This is a genomic window from Nocardia amikacinitolerans NBRC 108937, from assembly GCF_001612615.1.
GTDB classification, from domain to species: domain Bacteria; phylum Actinomycetota; class Actinomycetes; order Mycobacteriales; family Mycobacteriaceae; genus Nocardia; species Nocardia amikacinitolerans.
On record NZ_BDAU01000001.1, the window covers coordinates 194,203 to 220,156 of the forward strand.

Annotated in this window: 23 protein-coding genes and 1 pseudogene; 15 read left to right on the top strand and 9 right to left on the bottom strand. The window is 68.4% G+C overall.

Features of this window, described 5'->3' with window-relative positions; all coding sequences use genetic code 11:
- Nucleotides 1-3 precede the first annotated feature (3 nt).
- From NAM01S_RS00925 to NAM01S_RS00940, 4 genes are read right to left on the bottom strand one after another with little or no spacing between them, the layout of a single operon-like run.
- On the bottom strand, nt 4-1,095 hold the full coding sequence (locus tag NAM01S_RS00925) for a class 1 fructose-bisphosphatase (protein WP_067778076.1): 1,092 nt from the start codon (nt 1,093-1,095) through the stop codon (nt 4-6).
- A 14-nt stretch (nt 1,096-1,109) separates the two neighbouring features.
- Nucleotides 1,110-2,165: an AAA family ATPase gene (locus tag NAM01S_RS00930; RefSeq protein WP_084482241.1), complete on the bottom strand. Its 1,056-nt coding sequence runs from the start codon at nt 2,163-2,165 to the stop codon at nt 1,110-1,112.
- Nucleotides 2,155-2,577 carry a ribulose bisphosphate carboxylase small subunit gene (locus tag NAM01S_RS00935; RefSeq protein ID WP_067778077.1) on the bottom strand — a complete coding sequence of 141 codons (423 nt, stop codon included), beginning with the start codon at nt 2,575-2,577 and terminating at the stop codon, nt 2,155-2,157. The genes NAM01S_RS00930 and NAM01S_RS00935 overlap by 11 nt, the downstream gene beginning before the upstream one ends.
- Before the next feature lie 11 nt (nt 2,578-2,588).
- Entirely contained in the window at nt 2,589-4,031 is a 1,443-nt protein-coding gene (locus NAM01S_RS00940) for a form I ribulose bisphosphate carboxylase large subunit (RefSeq protein WP_067778078.1), read from the bottom strand.
- 120 nt (nt 4,032-4,151) lie between these two features.
- Here NAM01S_RS00940 and NAM01S_RS00945 point away from each other — a divergent pair, with 120 nt between their 5' ends.
- On the top strand, nt 4,152-5,039 hold the full coding sequence (locus NAM01S_RS00945) for a LysR family transcriptional regulator (protein WP_253798093.1): 888 nt from the start codon (nt 4,152-4,154) through the stop codon (nt 5,037-5,039).
- A 13-nt stretch (nt 5,040-5,052) separates the two neighbouring features.
- Here the strand turns inward: NAM01S_RS00945 and NAM01S_RS00950 are convergent, their stop codons facing one another.
- From NAM01S_RS00950 to NAM01S_RS00970, 5 genes are all read right to left on the bottom strand, one after another.
- Nucleotides 5,053-5,994 carry a sigma-70 family RNA polymerase sigma factor gene (locus NAM01S_RS00950; protein WP_067778080.1) on the bottom strand — a complete coding sequence of 314 codons (942 nt, stop codon included), beginning with the start codon at nt 5,992-5,994 and terminating at the stop codon, nt 5,053-5,055.
- Between the two features lie 10 nt (nt 5,995-6,004).
- Nucleotides 6,005-7,195: an NAD(P)/FAD-dependent oxidoreductase gene (locus NAM01S_RS00955; RefSeq protein WP_067778081.1), complete on the bottom strand. Its 1,191-nt coding sequence runs from the start codon at nt 7,193-7,195 to the stop codon at nt 6,005-6,007.
- 91 nt (nt 7,196-7,286) lie between these two features.
- Nucleotides 7,287-8,648: an FHA domain-containing protein gene (locus NAM01S_RS00960; protein WP_067778082.1), complete on the bottom strand. Its 1,362-nt coding sequence runs from the start codon at nt 8,646-8,648 to the stop codon at nt 7,287-7,289.
- Between the two features lie 52 nt (nt 8,649-8,700).
- Nucleotides 8,701-9,144 carry a hypothetical protein gene (locus tag NAM01S_RS00965; RefSeq protein ID WP_067778083.1) on the bottom strand — a complete coding sequence of 148 codons (444 nt, stop codon included), beginning with the start codon at nt 9,142-9,144 and terminating at the stop codon, nt 8,701-8,703.
- 3 nt (nt 9,145-9,147) lie between these two features.
- Nucleotides 9,148-10,689, bottom strand: coding sequence for a hypothetical protein (locus NAM01S_RS00970; RefSeq protein ID WP_067778084.1), 1,542 nt, complete (start codon nt 10,687-10,689; stop codon nt 9,148-9,150).
- Between the two features lie 136 nt (nt 10,690-10,825).
- On the opposite strand from NAM01S_RS00970, the gene NAM01S_RS00975 reads away from it, so the two are divergent.
- The 14 genes and pseudogenes from NAM01S_RS00975 (at nt 10,826) to NAM01S_RS01035 (ending at nt 25,891) form a co-directional block, all read left to right on the top strand.
- Nucleotides 10,826-11,236 (top strand): Rv3143 family two-component system response regulator, encoded by a 411-nt coding sequence (locus tag NAM01S_RS00975; RefSeq protein ID WP_097243679.1) that lies wholly within the window; start codon nt 10,826-10,828, stop codon nt 11,234-11,236.
- A gap of 528 nt (nt 11,237-11,764) precedes the next feature.
- On the top strand, nt 11,765-12,139 hold the full coding sequence (locus tag NAM01S_RS00980) for an NADH-quinone oxidoreductase subunit A (RefSeq protein WP_301316811.1): 375 nt from the start codon (nt 11,765-11,767) through the stop codon (nt 12,137-12,139).
- Nucleotides 12,140-12,187: 48 nt separating this feature from the next.
- Nucleotides 12,188-12,742: a NuoB/complex I 20 kDa subunit family protein gene (locus tag NAM01S_RS00985; protein WP_067778086.1), complete on the top strand. Its 555-nt coding sequence runs from the start codon at nt 12,188-12,190 to the stop codon at nt 12,740-12,742.
- Complete coding sequence (locus NAM01S_RS00990; protein ID WP_174554760.1) at nt 12,739-13,518, top strand: NADH-quinone oxidoreductase subunit C; 780 nt, start codon at nt 12,739-12,741, stop codon at nt 13,516-13,518. Before NAM01S_RS00985 ends, NAM01S_RS00990 begins: the two co-directional genes overlap by 4 nt.
- On the top strand, nt 13,518-14,894 hold the full coding sequence (locus NAM01S_RS00995) for an NADH-quinone oxidoreductase subunit D (RefSeq protein ID WP_067778087.1): 1,377 nt from the start codon (nt 13,518-13,520) through the stop codon (nt 14,892-14,894). Before NAM01S_RS00990 ends, NAM01S_RS00995 begins: the two co-directional genes overlap by 1 nt.
- Entirely contained in the window at nt 14,891-15,601 is a 711-nt protein-coding gene (gene nuoE, locus NAM01S_RS01000) for an NADH-quinone oxidoreductase subunit NuoE (RefSeq protein WP_067778088.1), read from the top strand. Before NAM01S_RS00995 ends, nuoE begins: the two co-directional genes overlap by 4 nt.
- Nucleotides 15,598-16,920 (top strand): NADH-quinone oxidoreductase subunit NuoF, encoded by a 1,323-nt coding sequence (gene nuoF, locus NAM01S_RS01005; protein WP_067778089.1) that lies wholly within the window; start codon nt 15,598-15,600, stop codon nt 16,918-16,920. The genes nuoE and nuoF overlap by 4 nt, the downstream gene beginning before the upstream one ends.
- 23 nt (nt 16,921-16,943) lie before the next feature.
- Nucleotides 16,944-19,454: an NADH-quinone oxidoreductase subunit G gene (locus NAM01S_RS01010; RefSeq protein WP_084482323.1), complete on the top strand. Its 2,511-nt coding sequence runs from the start codon at nt 16,944-16,946 to the stop codon at nt 19,452-19,454.
- A pseudogene (nuoH, locus tag NAM01S_RS01015) lies at nt 19,447-20,667 on the top strand (NADH-quinone oxidoreductase subunit NuoH); the annotation flags it as partial. The gene NAM01S_RS01010 and the pseudogene nuoH, both read left to right, overlap by 8 nt.
- Nucleotides 20,659-21,258 carry an NADH-quinone oxidoreductase subunit NuoI gene (gene nuoI, locus NAM01S_RS36295; protein WP_255284283.1) on the top strand — a complete coding sequence of 200 codons (600 nt, stop codon included), beginning with the start codon at nt 20,659-20,661 and terminating at the stop codon, nt 21,256-21,258. The pseudogene nuoH and the gene nuoI, both read left to right, overlap by 9 nt.
- An 8-nt stretch (nt 21,259-21,266) precedes the next feature.
- Complete coding sequence (locus tag NAM01S_RS01020; protein ID WP_067778091.1) at nt 21,267-22,088, top strand: NADH-quinone oxidoreductase subunit J; 822 nt, start codon at nt 21,267-21,269, stop codon at nt 22,086-22,088.
- Nucleotides 22,085-22,384, top strand: coding sequence for an NADH-quinone oxidoreductase subunit NuoK (gene nuoK, locus NAM01S_RS01025; protein WP_036536861.1), 300 nt, complete (start codon nt 22,085-22,087; stop codon nt 22,382-22,384). The genes NAM01S_RS01020 and nuoK overlap by 4 nt, the downstream gene beginning before the upstream one ends.
- A 1-nt stretch (nt 22,385) precedes the next feature.
- Nucleotides 22,386-24,272, top strand: coding sequence for an NADH-quinone oxidoreductase subunit L (nuoL, locus tag NAM01S_RS01030; RefSeq protein WP_067778092.1), 1,887 nt, complete (start codon nt 22,386-22,388; stop codon nt 24,270-24,272).
- Nucleotides 24,269-25,891, top strand: coding sequence for an NADH-quinone oxidoreductase subunit M (locus tag NAM01S_RS01035; RefSeq protein ID WP_157107536.1), 1,623 nt, complete (start codon nt 24,269-24,271; stop codon nt 25,889-25,891). The genes nuoL and NAM01S_RS01035 overlap by 4 nt, the downstream gene beginning before the upstream one ends.
- The last annotated feature ends 63 nt before the right edge of the window (nt 25,892-25,954 follow it).

A 25,954-nucleotide genomic window follows, 5' to 3' on the forward strand; every position in this document is an offset into this window, starting at 1 on the left:
GACTTAGCGACCGGCCGAACGGAACAGCGACCGGTTGCCGAACAGCGAGCTGTCGAAGCTTGGCCCTTCGTCCGGCTCGCGGTGGTATCGCTCGATGCGCTCGACCTCGTTGCGGGAACCGAAGATCAACGGCACCCGCTGGTGCACGTCGTCGGGGGTCACCTGGAGCACCCGCTCCACGCCGGTGGTCGCCGCGCCGCCGGCCTGCTCGACGATGAACGCGATCGGACTCGCCCCGTACAGCAAGGCGACCCGCCCTGGCCGTGCGGGCGGGCGGGTGTCGTGCGGGTACAGGTAGACCCCGCCGCGAGTGAGGATGTGAAAGGTGTCGGCCACCAGCGAGGCCACCCAGCGCATGTTGAAGTCGCGCCCGCGCGGCCCGTCGACCCCGTCCAGGCATTCGTGCACGTAGCGTCGCACGGGGCGTTCCCAGAACCGCTCGTTCGCGGCGTTGATGGCGAAACCCGCGGTGTCCTCGGGGATTCGCATGCGCGGGTGGGTGAGCACGAACGCGCCGATCTCGCGGTCCAGGGTGAACCCGTCCACGCCGCGGCCGGTGGTCAGCACCAGCATGGTGGCGGGACCGTAGAGCGTGAAGCCCGCGCACACCTGCTCGGCGCCGGCTTGGAGGAAGTCCGCCGCCGTCGGCTCGCCGCCTTGCCGCCCCCACACCCGCTCCGGCGCGCGCAGCACGCTGAAGATCGTGCCGACGGGCAGGTTCACGTCGATATTGCTGGAACCGTCCAGCGGATCGAACGCCAGCAGGTACTTCCCGCGCCGGTGCGTGTCCGGCACCGGATGGATCTGCGGCATCTGCTCGGAGAGCAGCGCCGAAAGATGGCCGGTCCATTGGGTTTCCGCGACCATGATGTCGTTGGTGATGGCATCGAGCTTGCGGTGCACGGTGGGCGGGAGGTTGTCCGGTTCGGAGGCGCCGAGCGACCCCACGATCGCGCCACGGGTCACCTGGTTGGCGATGATCTTCGTCGCGGTCGCGACCACGTTCACCAGGGCGGAGAACTCACCGGACGAACCGGGGTGCCGGTGTTCCTCCTCGATCGTGTAGCGGGTGAGGGTCTTCAGTCCTTCTGGCATCGCGTCTCAATCGGTCATGCGGGGGCCCTCGCGGTCGGCCCGTCCGGCTGCTCGGTGGTGCTCGACGCGCGGCGCTCCGCTGCCCCGTCGCGCGCACCGCTGTCGGTGAACACGCTGCTGCCGTAGACATCCCGGTCGGTCAGCGTGATCAGATCGTTCCTCGTCAGCGGTCGCCGCAGCTCCACAAGGCGCTTGGCCTGGCGCAGCCGGCACCGGTCCAGCGCGTTGCGCACGCTGCGTGCGTTCGAGAAGCGCGGGCGGGGCATCCGCAGCTCCAGATACTCCGCGAACGCCGCCGCGGCAGCCGGATCGAAACGGAAGTTCTCCCGCGCCACCATCAGCTCGGCGATGGCCACCAGCTCGGCGTGGGTGTAGTCGACGAACTCGAGGTGATGCGCGACCCGCGACGACAGACCCGGATTGGCGGAGAAGAACCGCTCCATCCGATCCGGATAGCCCGCGAAGATCACCACCAGGCTGCCGCGTTCGCTCTCCATCTCCTGGAGCAGGATCTCGATGACCTCCTGCCCGTAGTCGCGCTCGTTCTCCGGCCGGAACAGGTAGTAGGCCTCGTCGATGAACAGCACTCCGCCCGCCGCCTTGGCCAGCGCCTCCTTGGTCTTGGGCGCGGTGTGCCCGATGAACTGACCCACCAGATCGTCGCGGGTCACGGTGTGCACCTTGGGCTTTCGAATGTAGCCGAGCGCATGCAGCATCTCGGCCATGCGCAGCGCCACCGTCGTCTTGCCGGTGCCGGGGCCGCCGGTGAAGCTCATGTGCATGGTGGGCCGCGAGGCGTCCAGACCGAACCGCTGCCGCGCCCGGTCGATCAGCAGCAGCGCGGCGATCTCGCGCACCCGCAACTTCACATTGGCCAGGCCGACCAGTTCGGCGTCCAGCCTGCTCAGCGTGCCCTCGACATCGTTGCCCGCGATATCGGTCGACAGATCCAGCGTCGCGTCCGGCCCGAGGACGGGCGCCTCCGGCTCGGGCACGGACGCGACCGGCCGGGGGTCGTCGACACCCGGCCGGTGCAGGCGGAAACCGGAGCCGTTCCGATCAGCCGGCATACCGCTGTCCCCGTGGGCGATCGGCGGCGTAGGCGTGCAGGCCGTAGGTCTGCACGCGGTCGGGACCCTCGGTGCGGGTCAGGGTGAAGCCCGGCTCGTCCGCCGGACGCTGCACCAGGAAGCTCAGCGCCGTGGTCTGCTTGGTGTAGCTCGCGTTGTAGGCGAGCACCCGAATGTAGTGCCGAGGGAAGGTCGCCCGGCACGCGTCGATCTCGGCGAGCACGCCGTCGGGCTCGTCGAGATCGAACAGCGGCAGACCCCACATCTCCCAGTACGCGTTGCGCGGGTGCGAGTCGTCGGTGTACTCGATCGACACCGGCCACCCGTTGAGCAGCGCGTAGCGCACTTGGGCCGCGATCTCGGCGTCGGTGAAATCGGGCAGATACGAGAAGGTTCCGTGACGCAGATACATGCGAACGCCTTTCAAACGCTGGCCGTCGGCACCGCGTCGGGTGCGTCGGTGGAGGTGTAGTCGAAGGTGACATCGCCCCAGGTCGCCAGCGCGACGTCGAGCGGTCGGCAGATCTCGGCCGCCTTGCGCAGCACGTCCGGTCCTTCCTCGAGCAGATCGCGGCCCTCGTTGCGCGCCTTGACCACCGCTTCCAGCGCCACCCGGTTGGCCTCGGCGCCCGCCGCGATGCCCAGCGGATGGCCGATGGTGCCGCCGCCGAACTGCAAGATCACGTCGTCACCGAACAGGTCGAGCAGCTGATGCATCTGGCCGGCGTGAATACCACCGGAGGCCACCGGCATCACACCGGGCAGGCTGGCCCACTCCTGATCGAAGAAGATGCCGTTGCGCGGCTCGGTGCGAATGTGGTTCTCCCGCAACGTGTCGTAGAACCCCTTGGTCGTCGCCGGGTCGCCCTCCAGCTTGCCGACCACGGTGCCAGCGTGCAGATGATCGACGCCGATGAGCCTGCACCACTTGGCAAGCACGCGGAAGCTGACGCCGTGCGTCTTCTGGCGGGTGAAGGTGGCGTGGCCCGCCCGGTGCAGGTGCAGCAGCACCCCGTTGCGCCGCGCCCAGTGCGACATGGACTGCATCGCGGTGTAGCCGACGGTCAGGTCCATCATGATGACCACGCTGCCGAGTTCCTTGGCGAACTCCGCGCGTTCGTACATCTGCTCCATGGTTGCCGCGGTGACGTTGAGGTAGTGGCCCTTGATCTCGCCGGTCTCGCACATGGCGCGGTTCACGCCCTCCATGGCGAACAGATACCGATCGCGCCAGCGCATGAACGGCTGGGAGTTGATGTTCTCGTCGTCCTTGGTGAAATCCAGCCCGCCCCTGCACGCCTCGTAGACCACCCGGCCGTAATTGCGCGCGGAGAGCCCCAATTTCGGCTTCACCGTCGCACCGAGCAACGGCCTTCCGTATTTGTTGAGATATTCGCGCTCCATCACCGTGCCGTGCGGCGGGCCCTGGAAGGTCTTGACATACGCGACCGGAATGCGCATGTCCTCCAGGCGCAGTGCGAGCAGCGGCTTGAATCCGAACACATTGCCGATGACCGAGGACGTCAGATTCGTGATCGAACCCTCCTCGAACAAATCGATGTCGTAGGCGATGTAGGCGAAGTACTCCCCCTGCCTGCCGGGAACCTCGTCGATCCGGTAGCACTTCGCCTGATACTTCGTGTGCGCCGTGAGCCGGTCGGTCCACACCACAGTCCAAGTGGCCGTGGACGATTCGCCCGCCACCGCGGCCGCCGCCTCGATCGGATCCACGCCACGCTGCGGTGTCACCCGGAAGACAGCGAGCACATCGGTGTCCGACGGTTGATAGTCCGGGGCGTAATACCCCATCGACGCGTAGGACTGAACGCCCGGATCCCACCGATCCCGTTCGATCTCTTCGGCCATCGTTCCTCCTGGAGCGTTGTGGGCGTTGCGAATTCCAGGATGACGGGGCCACCGACCACAAACAATTTGAATGTTTCTGGTAATCCTCAACCTTTTCTTTGGGTTTGCTACCGTCGGTAGATGGGTATGGTGAGTGCGGCGCGGATGGAAACATTCCTGATCGTCGCCCGCCAGGGCAGCATCCGGCGCGCGGCGACCCAGCTGCACGTCACCGAGGCGGCGGTATCGGCCGCGGTGGCTCACATCGAGAAACAGTTGGGCGCCAAGCTCATAGCGAAGGCGGGGCGCGGCATCGCGCTCACCGAGGCGGGGCGCGTCTACGCCGAATACTGCCGCGGCATCCTCGGACTGATGAAAGAGGCCCAAGCCGCCGTGCGGCAGGCCGAGATCGGACGCTTGCGCATCGGCGTGGTGGCCACCGCGGGCGAGTCCGTGCTGCTGCGCCCGCTGGCCAAGTTCCGCAACCGCTATCCGGATATCGAGCTGAGTCTGTCCATCCATCCGCGCGACGTGCTGTTCGTCGAATTGCTGCACCACGAAACGGATCTCGTCATCGCGGGTCGCCCGCCGCGCGACGCGGGCCTGGTCACCCGCGCCCGGCGCGCCAGCCAGCTCGTCGTCGTCGGCGCACCCGACCGCTGCCGCGACCCATTGCGCTCGACCTGGCTACTGCGCGGGCGCGGCTCCGGCACCCGCGACGCCACCCTCGCACTGCTCGACCAACTCCAGATCTCGCCGCCCACCCTCACCCTCGGCTCGCACGGCGCGGTGCTCGCGGCAGCCCGAGAAGGCTTGGGCGTCACCCTGATTCACAACGACGCGGTCGAACACCACGTCGAAACCGGAGCGCTGCGCGTCCTCCCGGTGGACGGCACACCCCTGGACCGCGCCTGGCACGCCATCACCACCCGCACCCCCACCCCCACCACGCGCCTGTTCCTCACCCACATCATGGACCCCGCCGAGGTGGGCGAAGACGCCTTTCACACGCCGACGACGTTCTCGTAGCCGGACAGCCGGTTCACCACGATTCGATCAGCGGGACATCGTGTTCCTGCCGCCGCCATTCCTCGCCGATGCGACCGAGTCGATCCTGCGCGGCGATGCCGCGCAGTCCCGCGATCTTGTCGTCGCGGATCTCCAGGACTACGACGCCGAGGACGCGGTCGTCGAGCGTGGCGAGCATGGCCGGGCAGCCGTTGACCACGGCGGCATGGATCGAGGGCGAGCCACCGGCGAGTCTGCGTTTGGCCGGAGTCGGTTTGAAGCCGGCTCGCATCGCGGCGGCGATCCGCTCCGGGGTCGAGTACTGGATCAGCTTCCCGGCGAGCCCGAGCCCGGCGCCGTCGGAGATGCCGGTCGCGTCGTCGGTCAGCAGCGCGACCAGCCGTTCGGTCCTACCCGAGGAAGCGGCATCGACGAACGCCTCGACGATTCGGCGCGCGGAGGCACGGTCGATGTCGGTTCCGTTGCGGGCGGCGGCGATTCGACGCCGGGCTCGGTGGGCGTGTTGCTGACTCCCCGACTCGGTGATGCCGAGAATCTCGGCTATCTCGCCGTGGCTGTACGCGAAGGCCTCGCGCAGCACGTAGACGGCCCGTTCGACCGGCGACAGACGCTCCATGAGCGTCAGCACCGCCAGGGTCACCGATTCGCGCTGCTCGACGGTGTCGGCCGGGCCGAGCATCGGGTCGCCGTCGAGGAGCGGTTCGGGCATCCAGGTGCCGACCGCGCGTTCGCGCCGCACCTTCGCCGAACGGAGGCGGTCGAGCGCCAGGTTGGTGACGATCTTGGTCAGCCACGCCTCCGGCACCTCGACGTACTCCCGGTCGGCGGCCTGCCACCGCAGGAACGCGTCCTGCACCGTGTCCTCGGCATCGGCGGCCGAGCCGAGCAGACGGTAGGCGAGCGAGGCCAGCCGATTCCGGCTGGCCTCGAAACGCGCAACGGTGGCAGTGTCCATGAATCCGACTCTAGGCGGCGACCACATCGAACGAGGGCTCTCGGGTGGTGGCCAAGCGGTACCGGTGCCCCGGCCTTCCGAAGGTCGGGTGACTCAGTGTCCAGGCGGCGGTGGTGAGGATCGCCGACTTGACGCGCGCCGCCGTCCGGCCACACAGCGCCCCCGATTTCGCCCGCGCGTCACCGTCGACCAGCTGGAAGATCGCGTCCTTGCGACCGAGGCTGATGTGGTTGCCGACGTACGCCAGCGAGGTCGCCTTGATCTTGCGCCCGGTCCGGTCGCCGATGATCGCGGCCGTCGCCTGCTGGCTGGTGAATCCCGCCGAAGCGCACGACATCGGCAACGGCAGTCCGTTCTCGCCGATGACAAAGACGCTGTCACCGGCGACATAGACATCCGGGTGCGAGACCGACCGCATCTGCCGGTCGACGGTGATCTGGCCGTTGGGCTGCACAGCGAGGCCGCTGGCGGCGGCGATCGGGTGGACGGCGAAGCCCGCGGCCCACACCGTCGCGTCGGCGGCGAAAACGGTGCCATCGGCCGAGATCGCCGCACTCGCCTCGACGCGCTCGACAGCGGTGTGCTCGTGGACCGTGATACCGAACCGATCGAAGGCACGCAGCAGATGGCGACGGGCCTTCGGACCCAGCCAGCCGCCCAGCTCGCCGCGGGTGACGAGGCCGACCCGAAGACCGGGACGGGATTCGGCGATCTCGGTGGCGGCTTCGATCGCGGTCAGATTGCCGCCGACCACCAGCACGTGCCCGCCCTCGCCCAGCTCATCCAGGCGTGCGCGCAGGCGCAGCGCGGCCGGCCGCGTGGCCACATGGAAGGCGTACTCGTCGACGCCGGGAACACCGTGGTCGGCAGCGGTGCTGCCGAGCGTGTAGAGGAGGGTGTCGTATCCGAGGCGGTCGATACCCGCACCATCGGAGACCGTGACAGTCCGATGCTCGACGTCGACGTCGGTCACCCGCGCCACCCGCAGCCGGATGCCGGTGCCCGCGAACACCTCCGCCAGCGGCCGATGACGCAGCTCCTGACCGGCGGCGAGCTGATGGTTGCGCAGCCGCTCGACGAAATCGGGTTCGGCGTTGACCACGGTGATCTCGAAGTCGTCGGAGTGCAGTTGACGGGCCAGGTATCCGGCGGAGAAGGCTCCGGCGTATCCGGCCCCGAGAACGACAATGCGGTGCTTCATGGTTCGCTCCTGTCTGGTTCGCGTGTTCTCTGAACGAGACAGCCGCCGAATTCCTGACAGCAGCGAACGGTGACGTGGATCACCCGTTGCTTTACAGCTGACCGTGCTGGGAGTCGAAGGTGGCGGTGCGGCCGCCGAGGAGGATTTGCGCGCCGGGTTGCAGGATCACCGGGTGGCCGGGGAGAGCGCGGGTCCAGTCTTGGTGACCCGGTTGGCGGATGTGGGTGCCGTTGGCCGAGCCGCTGTCGACGACGGTGACATCCCAATCCTTCAGACGGATCTCGGCGTGGGTGCGGGACATGCCGCCGGAAGCGTCGTCCACGCGGATCGGCCGGGCGCCGCGCCGCGCCGCCTCCGAATGGTCGGGTTCGCGGCCGAGTACGCAGTCGGCGTCGAGGATGTAGGAGGTGCCGTCGTCGAGCAGCAGCAGGCCGAGCGGCGGGCGCTCGCCGTCGGTGAGGACGCAGGTGAGCTGGTCCATGCGGATGCCGCAGACCGCGCAGAACGACACCCGCGGATCGTTGTGGTGCTGACGCGCGCACTTGTAGCCCTTGACGATCGCCCGCCGCGGGCCCGCACCACCCGGCACCGCCGGTTCGGACGCGCGGCCCGGCCCGGATGCCGCACGTTCACTGTCGATCGGGCGCGAGGGAGGACGGCCGGGCGTGTGCTCCGGTCCGGTGTCGCGCCGCGAACTCGCGCGTCCGTATCCACCGTCGACAGGTTCGGACGCTCGTCGATCCGGTTCCGGGCTGAACGGCCGCGGAACCGCGGTCTCGTCGTCGACCGGCGCGCTCGGCGCCAACGTCTCCTGGAGGTCGATCTCCGCGGTCGGCTGCGCGGCAACCGGACGATTCCCGGTCTGCCGTCGGTCGTGCCCGCCTCGCGCCGCAGGCGTATCACCCTTCACCACGGCCACTTTCGGCACCGGCCGCCCGTACCAGAGCACCGCGCCCGACCCGGGAACGGCACCGTCTGCCAACGTGCACACGCCGCGAATCCCCGGCAGCTCGAACTCCTGATCCGCCTCGTCCACGAACAGCCCGGCGCCGATCGCGGGTGCCGGGATCACCACCCGGTCCACGGTGAAACCGGCGTCGCTGCCGCGCAGTACCTCGGAGCGGTCCGCACCGGCCAGCACCGCGCTGACCCGGCCGTGCAGGAACACCGCGAGTCCGCCAGCGGACGGTGTGAGCACACCGAACTCGACGGCGTCCTCGTCGTCGAGACCCATCAGCCAGGTCGTGGCAAGCCGTGCGAACATGCGCCCGGTGCGCTTCTGTTCCTTGGCCGCCGCCTCGTCCACCAGGTCGCGCAGCGCGAGCAGGGCGGCGCCCGCGGCGGTGTCCTCGGTCGCCGTCTCGTCGTCCCGGTTGGCCACCACGAGGACCACCCCGCCGTGGCACGCCACCAGGTGCGTGCCCGGCAGCACCTCGACCCGCGGATCCGTCACCGCCGTCCTCCTTCGCGGCGCCCGCCCCGGCGCGGACGGCGCACCGCCCCGCTCACAGGAACCTGCCTCCGTTGTACCGCCAGCGGTGGAAGAACAGCCGGATCGGCCCGTTCACGAAGAGCCAGAACACGATCCAGGTGACCACGAAGTGGATCAGGAACGCCGCCGCCGAGGGCCGCAGCTGCTCGGGCAGCACGATGGTGGTGGTACGCAGCAGCAGCCACATCAGCAGCCCCTCGTTCACCATCGTCAGCAAACCGAACAGCGTCGGCCAGTCCTTCTCCCATCGGAATTGCTGCAGAAAGTGGTACAGCAGCTCCCAGAGCACGCCGACCAGAATCACCGCGAGCAGCACCGACAGCGTCACCCGATAGGACTGGCCGAGCGAGAGCGAACCCGTCGGCAGCAGCGGCGTGATGAACAACGCGACCAGCAGACCGAGCGCGCCGAGCACGAGAACACGGGTCTGGATTCGCCCGTTCAGAGTGGGAGTCATCGCTCAGATCTTCTTGTCGTTGACCCACAGCCACCACTGCCGCGCCGAGCGCAGCGGGCCAAGGCGTCGGCAGAAGCCGAGCGCGGCGAGGTCGTCGGCCATTTCCAATGCGGCGTACTGGAGCCCGAGGAACGAGTCGACGCCCGCGTAGTAGCCGCCGAGCGTCGCGCTGCCCGCGGCGTACATGCGTCCCGTGCCGCTGCGGGTGCCGATCAGTTCGAAGGTGCGGTCCACGTCGAGCCGGCCGACCGGGTTGCGTCCCGCGCCGGTGTGGTCGAGCAGATCGGCAAGCAACCGGTGTTCGCGGATGTCGGCCTCGAGGCCGGTGCAGTCGATGATGTAGTCGGCGTGCGTGTCGAACGGTTGGGTGGGCGGCGGAAAAGGCAACGGCGCCTGCGGATCCGGATCGATGGTCGTCACCACACCGGGCCTGCCGTCGGCGGGACGCAGGTCACGTGCGGTGCCCGCCATCACCTGGTACCAGCCCTGGGCGCGGCCGCGCTTCAACTGCTCCTGCCAGCTCTTGCGCACCGGAGTGTTGGTGCCGCCGAGCGTCTTGTACAGCGCGGCGCGCTGCTCCCCCTCGAGCCCGCGCAGCTTCGCCTTCAACTGGCCGCCCCAGGCGCCCTTGGGCCAGTTGAAGCCTTGATAGGCCCAGCCATCGGAGCCTTTGCGGCGCATGAACACACTCGGTCCGTGCGGACCGGCGACGTACGTGCGAAACAGATGCAGGATCTGGGTGTTGAGCCGATGCTTGTCGCGATCGTCGATCAAACGCTGCAACACCCGGCTCGCCACGATCCCCGCGCCGCGGATCATGACCGTCCCAGGTCTTCGCTGCAACGCCTGATAGACATGTTCGTGCGGTTCGTACGCGTTCACGACGCGGGTGGGGTCGCGGAAGCGCTCGCGATAGGCCTGCAGGTCGGGCAGCAATCGCAGCCCCGGATAGCCGACGGCCACGTGGACGTAGCTGCTGCGGAAGACAATGCGCTTGGTCGGCGTCGCGCCGTCGGGTGGTGTCAGGATCGTGTAATAGCCGCCGCCGTGGCGCCGGCGCACCATCCGGACCTGCCCTTTGTAGAGCGAGCCCGCGTAGTCGACGCGGTGGTACTCACGCTCCATCGCGGCGAACGCCTGACCGGCGCGGGGCGTGTAGTAATTGGTGAGAATCGGCTCGGTGAGCACATTCCACAGCGGCGCCAGCGACTTGTCGGCAATCGCCTCGCGCACCGCGTACGACGGGAAGCCCCAGATGTTCTCGGGGGTGCTGCCGGAATCGCTGCGCAACCGCTCGCCGCGCGGAATCTGCGACACCCTTGTCAGATATTCGTAGCCGGACCACGGCACGTCCTGCGGGCCGAGCACCGCCATCGAACGCGCGGGCACTCCGTAGATCCGGAGCGTGTCGAAGGCGGCGAACGACCCGATTCCGCTGCCGATCGTCACGAACGGTATATCGATGACCGGTATCCCGGCCCTGTCGAGCATGTCGTCGGTCCATACGTCGGTGTCGACGAGGACCGGCGTGAGATCTCCCCGCATTCGCCGGATAGTACCGGCTAATTCTTATGGGGCGCTTGTGATCACCTTGTACTCACGCGACCCGCGCGCGACGAAACGCGCACCGATCTGCGCCAACCTGCCACGCCACCGACCGCAGCGGACGTACCATCCCTGCGTGGCCGACTCGACTCGTTCCACCCCGCTGCGGGTGCTGGTCTACAGCAACGACGCCGATACCCGGCGCCAGGTGATGCTGGCGCTGGGCAGAAACCCGCACCCCGAGCTACCCGAACTCGACTACCTCGAGGTGGCCACCGCGCCGGTGGTCATCGAGCGGATGGACGAGGGCGGCATCGATCTCGCCATCCTGGACGGGGAATCGACGCCCGCGGGCGGACTCGGCATCGCCAAGCAGCTCAAGGACGAAATCGACCAGTGCCCACCGATTCTGGTTCTCACCGGCAGGCCGGACGACGCCTGGCTGGCGACCTGGTCGCGGGCCGAAGCCGCCGTCGCGCACCCGATCGATCCGATCCGGCTGACCGAGGCCGTCGTCGCGCTGCTGCACGATCGCACCGCCGCCTGATTCATAGCTAATCGTCATCATTGGACGGTCCGGTCGCGTCACGAAGTCGATCCGCGTTCGCCAGCGACCGATGAGCAATCGTCACGAATAGCTCTCCGCGCGCGCCGCAGCGCAATACCGGCCCGTACGACTGGGTGATCATCGTGGGCAACTCATCGGTAGCAAAGATACTCGGCAGTAGCTTCACGCCGTTGTCGCAGCCCGAACGACATGCCGGTTCGTCACGTGACGGACGGTGGCGATTACCCCACATCAGTCATAAATCGCAGTTCCGAATTCGATCAAACATCCGGGAGCAAAGGAGTGGCGGCCAGTCCTATCGGTTGTAGGCTGTGCCGTAGCTCACATGGGCGCGAGCACGGGTATGAGACCCGCTGTGTCTGATCTCCCTGGCGCACGCCCCACCGAGCGAGGCCATGGGGCGAGTCTGGCCAAGGCGGACAACGACGTCAGCCCGCCTCGGAAGCTGCCACCAGCCGCCGTAGAGGAGCCCCCGGGGCTCGCAGGAGGGGAAGTGCAGTCGTGAACATGGAGTTGCCGACCCTGGTGCTCGGCGCGGTCGCCGCGGCCTTCGCGGTCTTTTCCATACTCTTGGCGGCCCTCATCGGGCCGAAGCGCTACAACAGGGCCAAGCTGGAGCCCTACGAGTGCGGCATCGAGCCCACTCCGCACGCCGTCGCGGGCGGGCCGGGAAACATTGGCGGGCAGCGATTTCCGGTGAAGTACTACCTCACCGCCATGCTGTTCATCATCTTCGACATCGAGATCGTGTTCCTCTACCCGTGGGCCGTGCACTTCGACGCGCTGGGTCTGTTCGGTCTCGCCGCGATGGCGCTGTTCATCTTCAACGTCTCGGTCGCCTACGCCTACGAGTGGCGCCGCGGCGGACTCAGTTGGGACTGATCGCCACCAAGGTTTCGCCCGCACAGTGGAAGTGAGAGTTAGTCGGAAATGGGTCTCGAGGAAAAACTGCCCAGCGGCTTTCTGCTGAGCACGGTGGAGGACTTCGCCGGATATCTGCGCAAGGGCTCGTTGTGGCCCGCCACCTTCGGTCTCGCCTGCTGCGCCATCGAGATGATGGCCACCGGCGCAGGACGATTCGACATCGCCCGCTTCGGCATGGAGGCGTTCCGCGCCTCGCCGCGCCAGGCCGACCTGATGATCGTCGCCGGCCGGGTCAGCCAGAAGATGGCGCCGGTACTGCGACAGGTCTACGACCAGATGACCGAACCGAAATGGGTGCTCGCCATGGGCGTCTGCGCCTCCTCCGGCGGCATGTTCAACAACTACGCCATCGTGCAGGGCGTCGACCACGTGGTGCCGGTCGACATCTACCTGCCCGGCTGCCCGCCCCGCCCGGAGATGCTGCTCAACGCGATTCTGGCACTGCACGCCAAGATTCAGGAGATGCCGCTCGGCGTCAACCGCGAGGAGGCGGTCCGCGCCGCCGAGCAGGCGGCGCTCGCGTCGACCCCGACCATCCGGATGGAGGGTCTGCTGCGATGACCTTCGACTCCCCCGAGAACACCGAAACCAGTTCGCCACAGTCGGAAATCGACGCCGCGGCGACCGCAGGCCCCGAGGGCACGCTGCCGCCCGAGGCCGAACCCGAGCCCGCGGGCGAGGACGTCATCGGCGTGCGGCGCGGCATGTTCGGCATCTCCGGCACCGGCGACACCTCCGGATACGGCCGCCTGGTCCGTCCGGTCACGCTGCCCGGAAGTACGCCCGCCCCCTACGGCGGCTACTTCGACGAGATCGTCGACGCGCTGCGAACGGCGTTGGCGCCCACCGGCACACCGTTCGAGAGCGCGATCGAGAAGATCGTCGTCTTCCGCGGCGAACTCACGCTGCACGTGCGCAGGGAACATCTGCCGCTGGTCGCGCAGGCGTTGCGCGACGACGCCGCACTGCGTTTCGAGCTGTGTCTCGGCGTCAACGGCGTGCACTACCCGCACGACACCGGCCGCGAACTGCACGCGGTCTACCACCTGATGTCGGTCACCCACGGCCGCAGGCTGCGCGTCGAGGTGTCCGCGCCCGACGCCGACCCGCACATCCCCTCGCTGTATTCGGTGTACCCCACCACCGACTGGCACGAGCGGGAGACCTACGACTTCTTCGGCATCGTCTTCGACGGTCATCCGTCGCTGACCCGCATCGCCATGCCCGACGACTGGCGTGGCCACCCGCAGCGGAAGGACTACCCGCTCGGCGGGATCCCGGTCGAATACAAGGGCGCGCGCATCCCGCCGCCCGACGAGCGGAGGGCGTACAGCTAGTGAACGACATCGATACCCAGCCCGGCGTCGACACCGACTCCGGGCGCGAACCCGCTGCGCACCGGCGGGAACACACCGCGAACCCATCGGAACCGACCGTCGTCACCGTCGCCGGTCAGGACTGGGACACCGTCACCGAAACCCTCGACGGCGCTGGCGAAGAGCGCATCGTCGTCAATATGGGCCCGCAGCACCCGTCCACGCACGGCGTGCTGCGGATCATCCTGGAGATCGAGGGCGAGACCGTCACCGAGGCCCGCTGCGGCGTCGGCTACCTGCACACCGGCATCGAGAAGAATCTCGAGTTCCGCAACTGGACGCAGGGCGTCACCTTCGTGACCCGGATGGACTACCTGTCGCCGTTCTTCAACGAGACGGCGTACTGCCTCGGCGTGGAGCGGCTGCTCGACGTCACCGAACAGATTCCCGAGCGCGCCACGGTCATCCGGGTGCTGCTGATGGAACTCAACCGCATCTCCTCGCACCTGGTCGCACTCGCCACCGGCGGCATGGAACTCGGTGCGCTCACGCCGATGCTGTTCGGGTTCCGCGAACGCGAACTCATCCTCGACGTCTTCGAGACCATCACCGGTCTGCGGATGAACCACGCCTACATCCGTCCGGGCGGCCTGGTTCAGGACCTGCCCGACGACGGCGTCACCAAGGTCCGCGAACTGCTCGCCCTGCTGCCGAAACGGCTGCGCGACATGGAACATCTGCTCACCCAGAACCCGATCTGGAAGGCACGCACCCAGGACATCGGCTACCTGGACCTGACCGGTTGCATGGCCCTCGGCATCACCGGCCCGGTGCTGCGCGCCACCGGCCTGCCGCTGGATCTGCGCAAGGCCCAACCCTATTGCGGTTACGAGAACTACGAATTCGACGTCCCCACCACCACCGGCTGCGACTGCTACGGCCGCTACCTGATCCGGGTGGAGGAGATGAAGGAATCGCTCAAGATCGTCGAACAGTGCCTGGACCGGCTGCGGCCCGGACCGGTGATGATCGAAGACAAGAAGCTGGCCTGGCCCGCCGATCTGCAGCTCGGCCCCGACGGACTCGGCAACTCCCCCAAGCACATCGGCCGCATCATGGGCACGTCGATGGAGGGCCTCATCCACCACTTCAAGCTCGTCACCGAGGGCATTCGGGTCCCGGCCGGGCAGGTGTACGTCGCGGTCGAATCGCCGCGCGGCGAACTCGGCGTGCACATGGTCAGCGACGGCGGCACCAGGCCCTACCGCGTGCACTATCGCGACCCTTCGTTCACGAATCTGCAGGCGGTGGCGGCGATGTGCGAGGGCGGCATGGTCGCCGACGTCATCGCCTCCGTCGCCAGCATCGACCCGGTGATGGGTGGTGTCGACCGATGACCGAGATCCTGCTCAAGCTCTCCACCCGGCCCGAGCCGTTCCCGCCTTTCGTGCGGGAGCGGCTGGAGGTCGACGCGGCGGCGATCATCGCGCGTTACCCGCACCCGCGTTCGGCACTGCTTCCGCTGCTGCACTTGGTGCAGGCCGAGGAGGGACACGTCTCCGGCACCGGCATCGAGTTCTGCGCCGAGCAGCTGGGTCTGACCGGCGCCGAGGTGACCGCCGTCGCCACCTTCTACTCCATGTTCCGGCGCACGCCCACCGGCGATTATCACGTCGGCGTGTGCACCAACACGCTCTGCGCGGTCATGGGCGGCGACGCGATCCTCGCCGCGCTGGAAACCCATCTCGGCCTGCGCCACGGCGAGACAACGGCCGACGGGTCGATCACCCTCGAGCACATCGAATGCAACGCCGCCTGCGATTTCGCGCCGGTCGTGATGGTGAACTGGGAGTTCTTCGACAACCAGACGCCGGAATCGGCGCGAGCCCTCGTCGACGCGTTGCGCGCCGGGCAGCAGGTGACACCGACCCGCGGCGCGCCGCTGTGCACCTTCCGGGAGACCGCGCGAATCCTGGCCGGCTTCCCCGACGAACGTCCCGGCGCGCTCGACGGCGCGGCGGGCGAACCGACCGTGGCGGGTCTGCGGGTGGCCAAGGAGCACGACATGCAGGCGCCGCGGGCGAACGGGGAGGGCATCCGATGACGACGTTGACGCCGGTGCTCACCAAGTACTGGGACGATCCGCAGTCCTGGACCATCCACACCTACCGCCGCCACGACGGGTATCAGGCGCTGCGCAAGGCCCTGCGGATGGAACCCGATCAGGTCATCCAGACGGTCAAGGACGCCGGACTGCGCGGTCGTGGCGGCGCGGGCTTCCCGACCGGCATGAAATGGAGCTTCATCCCGCAGGGTCCGGGACCCGACGGCACGGAGAAACCCCACTACCTGGTGGTCAACGCCGACGAGTCGGAACCCGGTACCTGCAAGGACATTCCGCTCATGCTGGCCACGCCGCACGCGCTGATCGAGGGCGTGATCATCGCCGCATACGCCATCCGCGCCGCCACCGCGTTCATCTACGTGCGCGGCGAAGTGGTGCCCGTGCTGCGCAGGTTGCAGGCGGCCGTCGCGCAGGCCTACGAAGCGGGCTACCTCGGCCGCGACATCCTCGGCTCCGGCTTCGACCTGGAGCTGATCGTGCACGCGGGCGCGGGCGCCTACATCTGCGGCGAGGAGACCGCGCTGCTCGATTCGCTGGAGGGCCGCCGCGGCCAGCCCAGGCTGCGGCCGCCGTTCCCCGCCGTCGCGGGCCTCTACGCCTGCCCGACGGTGGTCAACAACGTCGAGTCCATCGCCAGCGTGCCGCCCATCATCCTCAACGGCACCGGCTGGTTCCGTTCCATGGGCAGCGAGAAGTCCCCCGGCTTCACCCTCTACTCGCTGTCCGGCCATGTGGCCAAGCCGGGCCAGTACGAGGCGCCGCTCGGCATCACGCTGCGGGAACTGCTCGACTACGCGGGTGGCGTGCGGGCGGGCCACCGGGTGAAGTTCTGGACGCCGGGCGGCTCGTCCACCCCGCTGTTCACCGAGGAGCACCTCGACGTGCCGCTCGACTACGAGGGCGTCATGGGCGCGGGATCCATGTTGGGCACCAAGGCTTTACAGATCTTCGACGACACCACCTGCGTGGTGCGCGCGGTGCTGCGCTGGACCGAGTTCTACGCGCACGAGTCCTGCGGCAAATGCACCCCGTGCCGGGAGGGCACTTACTGGCTGGTCCAACTACTGAAGCGGGTCGAGGCGGGTCGAGGCACCGAATCGGATCTGGACAAGCTGCTCGACATCAGCGACAGCATCAACGGCAAATCGTTCTGCGCGCTCGGCGACGGCGCGGCCAGCCCGATTCTCTCCTCGCTGAAGTACTTCCGCGAGGAGTACATCGACCATCTGCGCTCGGGCGGCTGCCCGTTCGATCCCGCGCGCTCGACGGCCTGGGCCGAGGAAGAAGGGGCTCGATGAGCACGGCATCGCGCAGCGATTCGATGAGGGGTGGCGGCCGGGAGACGGGTGGGCCCGCGACTGTGAGTACCAATACGAGCGGGCTCGCGCCCGCGGATCTCGTCACCGTCGTCATCGACGGCACACCCGTCAGCGTGCCCGCGGGCACCCTGGTGATCCGCGCTGCGGAACTGATCGGCATCCAGATCCCGCGCTTCTGCGACCATCCGCTGCTCGATCCCGTCGGCGCCTGCCGCCAATGCCTTGTCGAGGTGGAGGGCCAGCGCAAGCCGGTCGCGTCCTGCACCCAGACCGTCGCCGAGGGCATGATCGTGCACACCCAGCTCACCTCGCAGGCCGCCGAGCGCGCGCAGGAAGGGGTGATGGAGCTACTACTCATCAACCACCCCCTGGACTGCCCCGTCTGCGACAAGGGCGGCGAGTGCCCGCTGCAGAACCAGGCCATGTCCTCCGGCCGCCCGGAAACCCGGTTCGACGGCGTGAAACGCACCTACCCCAAACCGATTCCGCTGTCCTCGGCCGTCCTGTTGGACCGGGAGCGCTGCGTGCTGTGCGCCCGCTGCACCCGGTTCTCCCAGCAGGTGGCTGGCGACCCGTTCATCGAGCTGATGGACCGCGGCGCGCTCGAACAGGTCGGCACCGCACAGGCCGAACCGTTCGACTCCTACTTCTCCGGCAACACGGTGCAGATCTGTCCGGTCGGCGCGCTCACCGGAACCAGCTACCGATTCCGCGCCAGGCCCTTCGATCTGGTCTCCAGCCCCAGCGTGTGCGAGCACTGCGCCTCGGGCTGCGCGCAGCGCACCGATCACCGCCGCGGCAAGGTGCTTCGCAGGCTCGCGGGCGACGACCCGCAGGTCAACGAGGAGTGGAACTGCGACAAGGGACGCTGGGCGTTCGCCTACGCCACCGAACGCGACCGCCTCACCACCCCGTTGGTCCGCGGCTGGGACGGCACCCTGCATCCGGCGTCCTGGTCCGAGGCGCTCGCCGCCGCGGCCGAGGGTTTGGCCGCCGCGCACGGCAACGCCGGTGTGCTCGTCGGCGGACGGGTGACCGAGGAAGACGCCTACGCCTACTCCAAGTTCGCGCGAATCGCGCTCGGCACCAACGACATCGACTTCCGTATCCGTCCGCATTCGGCGGAGGAAGCCGATTTCCTCGCCGCCCGTGTCGCGGGACAAGGCGTCACCGTCGACTACGACGGTCTGGAGCGGGCCCCGATCGTGCTGCTCGTCGGGTTCGAGCCCGAGGAAGAGTCCCCGATCGTCTACCTGCGGTTGCGCAAGGCCGCCCGCAAGCGCGGCCTGCCCGTCTACTCGCTGGCGCCGTACGCCTCCCGTGGCCTCGAGCGCATGTCGGGCACCCTGATTCCGGCGATGCCGGGGGCCGAACCGCACCTGATGGAGACGCTTCGCACTGGCGAGATCCCGTCCGACGGTAGGGAATCCGACACGTTGGCCGCGGCCGCGCGACTGTTGCGCAGTCCGGGCGCTGTGATCATGGTCGGCGAGCGCATGGCGGGCATCCCCGGCGCGCTCTCGGCCGCTGTCCGGCTGGCCGAGGAGACCGGCGCGGCGCTGGCGTGGGTGCCGCGACGGGCGGGCGAGCGCGGCGCGGTCGAAGCCGGGGCTCTCCCCGGCCTGCTGCCCGGCGGCCGGCCGGTGGCGGATCCGCTTGCCAGGCACCAGGTTCGCGAGATCTGGAACGTCGACGAACTGCCGATCACGGCGGGACGCGACACCGCGGCCATCCTCGACGCCGCGCCGACCCTCGGCGCGCTGGTCGTCGGCGGTGTCGATGTCGCCGATCTGCCCGACCCGAACGCCGCGCTCACCGCCATCGACGCGGCACGCTTCGTCGTCAGCCTGGAACTGCGGCACAGCGCCGTCACCGAGCGCGCCGACGTGGTCTTCCCGGTGGCCGCGACCATGGAGAAGTCCGGCACCTTCCGCACCTGGGAGGGCAGGCCGCGCCGGTTCGACGCCGCGCTCGGCGAATCCACGGTGCGCCGCACCGCCGCACCGCTCTCCGATCAGCGGGTGCTGCAAGCCATCGCCGACGAGATGCGGGTGCGCCTCGGCCTTCCCGACACCGCGACGGCGCGCGCCGAACTCGCCGCGCTCGGCGCGTGGGACGGTCAGCCCGTCGCCGCGCCCGCGCACCGGCCGCATCCGATCACCCAGCCCCGTGCGGGCTCGGCGGTGTTGGCGGGCTGGCGGATGCTGCTCGACCTGGGCCGCATGCAGGACGGCGAACCGAACCTGGCGGGCATCGCCCGTCCGCCGGTGGTCCGGCTCTCCCCGGCGACCGCCGCCGAGATCGGCGCGGCCGACGACGATCCGGTCACCGTCACCTCCGAGCGCGGCATGCTCACGCTGCCGCTGCTGATCACCCAGATGCCCGACCGGGTCGTGTGGCTGCCGCTGAACTCCCCCGGCAGCTCGGTGCCCGAGCAGCTCGCCACCCAGCCCGGCGGCGTCGTGCAAGTACGCCACGCCGACGAGAGGATGAAGGAACATCGCCATGAGTGATCTCGCCCTCTTCGGCCACGACCCGCTGTGGCTCGTCATCGCCAAATCCCTGGCGATCTTCGTCTTCCTGCTGCTCACCCCGATGATCGCGGTGCTCGCGGAACGAAAGATCGTGGCGCGCATGCAGATGCGCGTCGGCCCCAACCGCGTCGGCCCCAAGGGCTCGCTGCAGAGCATCGCCGACGGCGTGAAGATGGCGCTCAAAGAGGACATCGTCCCCGCCATCGTGGACAAGCCGATCTACATCCTGGCGCCGATCATCGCGGCCATCCCCGCGTTCATGGCCTTCGCGGTGATCCCGTTCGGCGGTGAGGTCTCCATCGCCGGCCACAACACCGCGCTGCAGCTGACCGATATGCCCGTGGGCGTGCTGTACATCCTCGCGATCACCTCGATCGGCGTGTACGGCATCGTGCTGGCGGGCTGGGCCTCCGGCTCGACCTATCCGCTGCTCGGCGGCCTGCGGTCGACGGCGCAGGTCATCTCCTACGAGATCGCGATGGCGCTGTGCTTCGCCGCGGTGTTCCTGCACGCGGGCACGATGGCGACCTCCGGGATCGTCGCCGCCCAGGACGGCACCTGGTACGTCTTCCTGCTGTTGCCCTCGTTCCTGATCTACTGCGTGTCGATGGTCGGTGAGACCAACCGGGCGCCGTTCGACCTTCCTGAGGCCGAGGGCGAACTGGTCGGCGGCTTCCACACCGAGTACTCCTCGCTGAAGTTCGCCATGTTCATGCTCGCCGAATACGTCAACATGGCAACGGTTTCGGCGCTGGCGACCACGCTGTTCCTGGGCGGCTGGCACGCGCCGTGGCCGATCAACATGTGGTCGGGCGCGAACACCGGCTGGTGGGGCCTGCTGTGGTTCACCGCCAAGGTGTGGACGTTCCTGTTCGTGTTCATCTGGCTGCGCGGCACGCTGCCGCGACTGCGCTACGACCAGTTCATGAACCTGGGCTGGAAGCTGCTCATCCCGGTGTCGCTGCTGTGGGTCATGCTCGTCGCCGCGGCCCGCGTACTCGACAACGAGGGCTTCGCCTGGGCGACCGCCGCCATGATCGTCGCTGGCGTACTGATCACGGCGCTGATGATCGGGATGTTCGTGCGCGCCGGACGCCGACCGGGCGCCCCGCCGCTGGTCGATGAACCCGCGGCCGACGAGCACGCGCCGGGCGGTGTCTTCCTCGGCTTCCCGACACCGCCGATGCCCGCCGACGTCCGCCACGTGGACGCGACGAAAGGTCATCCGCTGGAACCGCTTTCCGGTTTCGCGGTCACCGCGCTCACCATGTTCAAGAAGCCGAACACCGAGTTCTACCCCGAGCACAAGGTGCCGACCGCGCCCCGCTATCACGGTCGCCACCAGCTCAACCGTCATCCCGACGGCCTGGAGAAGTGCATCGGCTGCGAGCTGTGCGCCTGGGCATGCCCCGCCGACGCGATCTACGTGGAAGGCGCGGACAACACCGAGGACGAACGCTTCTCCCCCGGCGAACGCTACGGCCGCGTCTACCAGATCAACTACCTGCGCTGCATCGGCTGCGGCCTGTGCATCGAGGCTTGCCCGACGCGAGCGCTCACCATGACCAACGAGTACGAACTCGCCGACGACAACCGCGCCGACCTCATCTACGAGAAGGACCGGCTGCTCGCGCCGCTGGAACCGGGCATGACCGCTCCGCCGCACGCCATGTACCCCGGGACGACCGAGGGCGACTACTACCGCGGCACCGTCCCCGGCGCGGACGCCGAATCCGACGAGAAGCAGCCCGCGACAGCAGGCGCGGAAGGAGTGAAACGGTGACGCTACTGATGGCCGCCGAGCCACTGACCCGCACATCCACCGGCGAGGCCGTGCAGTTCTGGATTCTGGCCCCGCTCGCCGTCCTCGGCGCGCTCGGCATGGTGTTCGCTGCCAAGGCCGTGCATTCCGCGATCTGCCTTGCCGCCACCATGATCACGCTGGCGGTGTTCTACATCGCCCAGGACGCGCTGTTCCTCGGCGTGGTGCAGATCGTGGTCTACACCGGCGCGGTGATGATGCTGTTCCTGTTCGTGCTCATGCTGGTGGGCGTCGACTCCGCGGAATCGTTGAAGGAGACCCTGCGCGGCCAGCGCTTGGCCGCCGCCGCGGTGGGACTCGGTTTCGGTTTCCTGTTCGTCAGCGGTATCGCCACCGGCGTCCGCGACTCCGGAATCCGCTTCCCCGCCACCGGTTTCGCCGGTCGCGACGTGATCGGCGAACTCGCCGAGCTGATCTTCGTCCGGTACGTGTGGGCCTTCGAACTCACCGGCGCGCTGCTCATCACCGCCACCATCGGCGCGATGGTGCTCGCGCACCGCGAACACTTCGGCCCGCGGATGGATCAGCGCGAAATGTCGCGCAGGCGGTTCCGCGACGGCAAGAGCCGCGCCACCCCGCTGCCCACGCCCGGCGTCTACGCCAGGCACAACGCGGTGGACATTCCCGCGAGGCTGCCGGACGGCTCGTTCGAAGAGCTGTCGGTCAGCACCATCCTGCGGCACCGTCGCACCAGGGCGCTGACCGAGGCGGCCGTCATCTCGGTCGGCTCCGGCGACGGTGACGCGAAGACCAACGGCCACGAACCCGCCGACGAGGAAGGCACCCGGTGAACCCCGAGAACTATCTGTTCCTGTCCGCCCTGCTGTTCACGATCGGCGCGGCCGGAGTGCTGTTGCGGCGCAACGCGATCGTGGTGTTCATGTGCATCGAGCTGATGCTCAACGCGGTGAACCTGGCGTTCGTCACCTTCGCGAGGATGCACGCGAACCTGGACGGCCAGGTGTTCGCGTTCTTCACGATGGTGGTCGCCGCGGCCGAGGTGGTCGTCGGTCTCGCCATCATCATGACCATCTTCCGCGCCCGCCGCTCGACCTCGGTCGACGACGCCAACCTGCTGAAGTTCTGACGTGGATACCGCGATCCTGACGCTGCTGCCCGCGCTGCCGCTGGCCGGGGCCGTCGTACTGCTGCTGCTCGGGCGTGCCGCCGACAAGTGGGGTCATCTGCTCGGTTGCCTTGCCGCGCTTGCCTCCTTCGGCGTGGCCGTGTGGGCTTTCGTCGTCATGCTCGGACGCGACGGCGCCGCGCGGGCGGTGCACGCCGACCTGTTCAGCTGGGCGCCGGTGAGCGGCTTGCACGTGGACTTCGGTCTCCAAATCGACCAGCTGTCCATGTGTTTCGCGCTGCTGATCACCGGTGTCGGCTCGCTGATCCACCTGTACTCGATCGGGTACATGAGCCACGATCCGGATCGGCGGCGGTTCTTCGCCTACCTCAACCTGTTCCTCGCGGCCATGCTGCTGCTGGTGCTGGCGAACAACTACCTGGTGCTCTACCTCGGTTGGGAGGGCGTCGGTCTCGCTTCCTACCTGCTGATCGGCTTCTGGTACGGAAAGCCTTCCGCCGCAACGGCCGCCAAGAAGGCGTTCGTGGTCAACCGGGTCGGCGACATGGGTCTGGCGCTGGCCATGATGATGATGTTCGCGACCTTCGGCTCCATCGGGTTCGGCGAGGTGTTCGCCGCCGCACCTGGCGCGAGCGAGGGCACGCTCACCGCGATCGGCCTGCTGCTGTTGCTCGCCGCGTGCGGCAAGTCCGCGCAGGTGCCGCTGCAATCCTGGCTCGGTGACGCGATGGAGGGCCCGACGCCGGTGTCGGCGCTCATCCACGCCGCCACCATGGTGACCGCGGGCGTCTACCTGATCGCGCGGTCCAACGTGATCTTCGACCTCGCGCCGAACGCCCAACTGGCCGTGGTGCTGGTCGGTGCGGTGACGCTGCTGTTCGGCGCGATCGTCGGCTGCGCCAAGGACGACATCAAGAAGGCGCTGGCCGCGTCCACCATGAGCCAGATCGGGTACATGGTGCTCGCGGCGGGCCTCGGCCCCGCTGGCTACGCCTTCGCGATCATGCACCTGCTCACCCATGGCTTCTTCAAGGCGGGCCTGTTCCTCGGGGCGGGCTCGGTGATGCACGCGATGGACGACGAGGTCGACATGCGCCGCTACGGCGGACTGCGCAAGCTCCTGCCGATCACCTACGTCACCTTCGGGCTCGGCTACCTCGCGATCATCGGGGTGCCGCCCTTCGCCGGGTTCTTCTCCAAGGACAAGATCATCGAGGTGGCCTTCAACCAAGGCGGCGCGGCGGGCTACGCGCTGGGCACGGTCACCCTGCTCGGCGCGGGTCTCACCGCGTTCTACATGACGCGGGTGATGCTGATGACGTTCTTCGGCTCGCCACGCTGGAAGCCCGACACGCATCCGCACGAGGCGCCCGCGGTGATGACCGGCCCGATGATCCTGCTTGCCATCGGCTCGCTCGCCTCCGGCCTGGTATTCGTGCTCGGCAACGCGCTGGTGAACTGGCTGGAACCGGTGGTCGGCGCGCACCACGGCGAGGAGGTCGTGCCCGCCGGCGTGGTCACCGCACTCGCGCTGGCCGTCGTCTCCGTCGGCGTCACCGTCGCCTACAGCCAGTACGCGCAGCGTGACATCCCGGAAACGGCGCCGCAGGAGGTCTCGGCGCTCACCGTCGCCGCCCGCAAGGATTTCTACGGCGACGCGGTCAACGAGGGCGTGTTCATGCGTCCCGGCCAGCACCTCACCCGGTCGCTGGTGTTCGTCGACAACCGCGGTATCGACGGGATCGTCAACGGTACGGCCGCGCTGATCGGCGGGCTCTCGGCCCGCGTCCGCCGGGTCCAGTCCGGATTCGTGCGGTCCTACGCCCTGTCCATGTTCACCGGCGCGGCCCTGGTGGCCGCCGCCCTGCTGGCGGTGAGGATCTGGTGACTACCTACCCCTGGTTGACCACCCTCTGGCTGCTTCCGGTCGCCGGCGCGGTCGTCGTGCTTGCGTTGCCCGCCGCGCGCCGGGTGCTGGCACGCAGTGTGGCGCTGACCTTTTCGGTGGCCGCGCTGGTGCTCGCCGTCGTGCTCGCCACGCGTTTCGAGCCCGGCGGCGAGCAGTACCAGTTCATCGAATCCCACGAGTGGATCCCCGCTTTCGGCGCCGGATACACCCTCGGTCTGGACGGCATCGCGCTGGTGCTCGTGCTGCTCACCACGGCGCTGGTGCCGCTGCTGATCCTGGCGGGCTGGCACGACGATCGCGCGGCGGGCTCCGGCAGGCGGGTGGCGCACACGTATATGGCGCTGATCCTGCTCGTCGAGGCGATGGTGCTCGTCTCCTTCCTCGCACTGGACATCCTGCTGTTCTACGTCTTCTTCGAGGCCATGCTCATCCCGATGTACTTCCTCATCGGCGGCTTCGGGCCGAAGACGGCGGATGTACAGCTGCGCCAGCAGCGCTCTCGGGCGGCGGTGAAGTTCCTGCTGTACAACCTGTTCGGCGGATTGATCATGCTGGCCGCGGTCATCGGTCTGTACGTGGTGACGGCGCGCGAGGGCATCGGCGCGGACGGTGCGGGGACTTTCGATTTCCGTACCGTGGTCGCCGCAGCCAACGCCGGTGAGCTCGGCGCGGGTCCGGCGGTGCTCAACGCCCTGTTCCTCGGGTTCATGTTCGCCTTCGCCGTGAAGGCGCCGCTGTGGCCGCTGCACACCTGGTTGCCCGACGCGGCGGTCGCCGCGACACCGTCCAGCGCCGTGCTGATGATGGCGGTCGTCGACAAGGTGGGCACCTTCGGCATGCTGCGGTACTGCCTGCTGCTGTTCCCCGACGCGTCGGGAACCTATGCGCCGCTGGTGATCACGCTCGCGGTGGTCGGCATCGTCTACGGAGCGCTGCTCGCGATCGGCCAGACCGACGTGATGCGACTGATCGCCTACACCTCGATCTCGCACTTCGGCTTCATCATCCTCGGCATCTTCGCCATGACAAGTCAGGCGCAGACCGGGGCGACGCTCTACATGATCAACCACGGCATCTCCACCGCCGCGCTGTTCCTGATCGCCGGGTTCCTGGTCTCGCGGCGCGGCACCCGGGTCATCGCCGAGTACGGCGGCGTGCAGAAGGTGGCGCCGGTGCTGGCCGGGACGTTCCTCATCGCGGGACTCGCGACGCTGTCGCTACCGGGCCTCGCGCCGTTCGTCAGCGAATTCCTCGTGTTGATCGGTACTTTCAGCCGCTACCAGGTGGCCGCGATCGTCGCGACCAGCGCGCTGGTGCTCGCCGCGGTCTATGTGCTCTGGATGTACCAGCGGATGATGACCGGACCGGTGAAGAAGGGCAACGAGAACCTCCACGATCTGGTGCCCCGCGAACTGCTCGTCGTCGCACCACTCATCGCGGCCCTGCTGTTCCTCGGCCTCTATCCGAAACCGGTACTGGACTTCATCGATCCCGCGGTCGGCCAGACACTGACCACCATCGGCCGCCACGATCCCGAGCCGACGGTTCCCGCGCCTACGGCGGGCGCGACGAACCTCCAGGAAGGAGGGCACAAGTGAGCACGCACTCGATCCCGCTCGCCGCGTCCGTGCCCGCGCCGAGCATCGAATACGGCGCGCTCG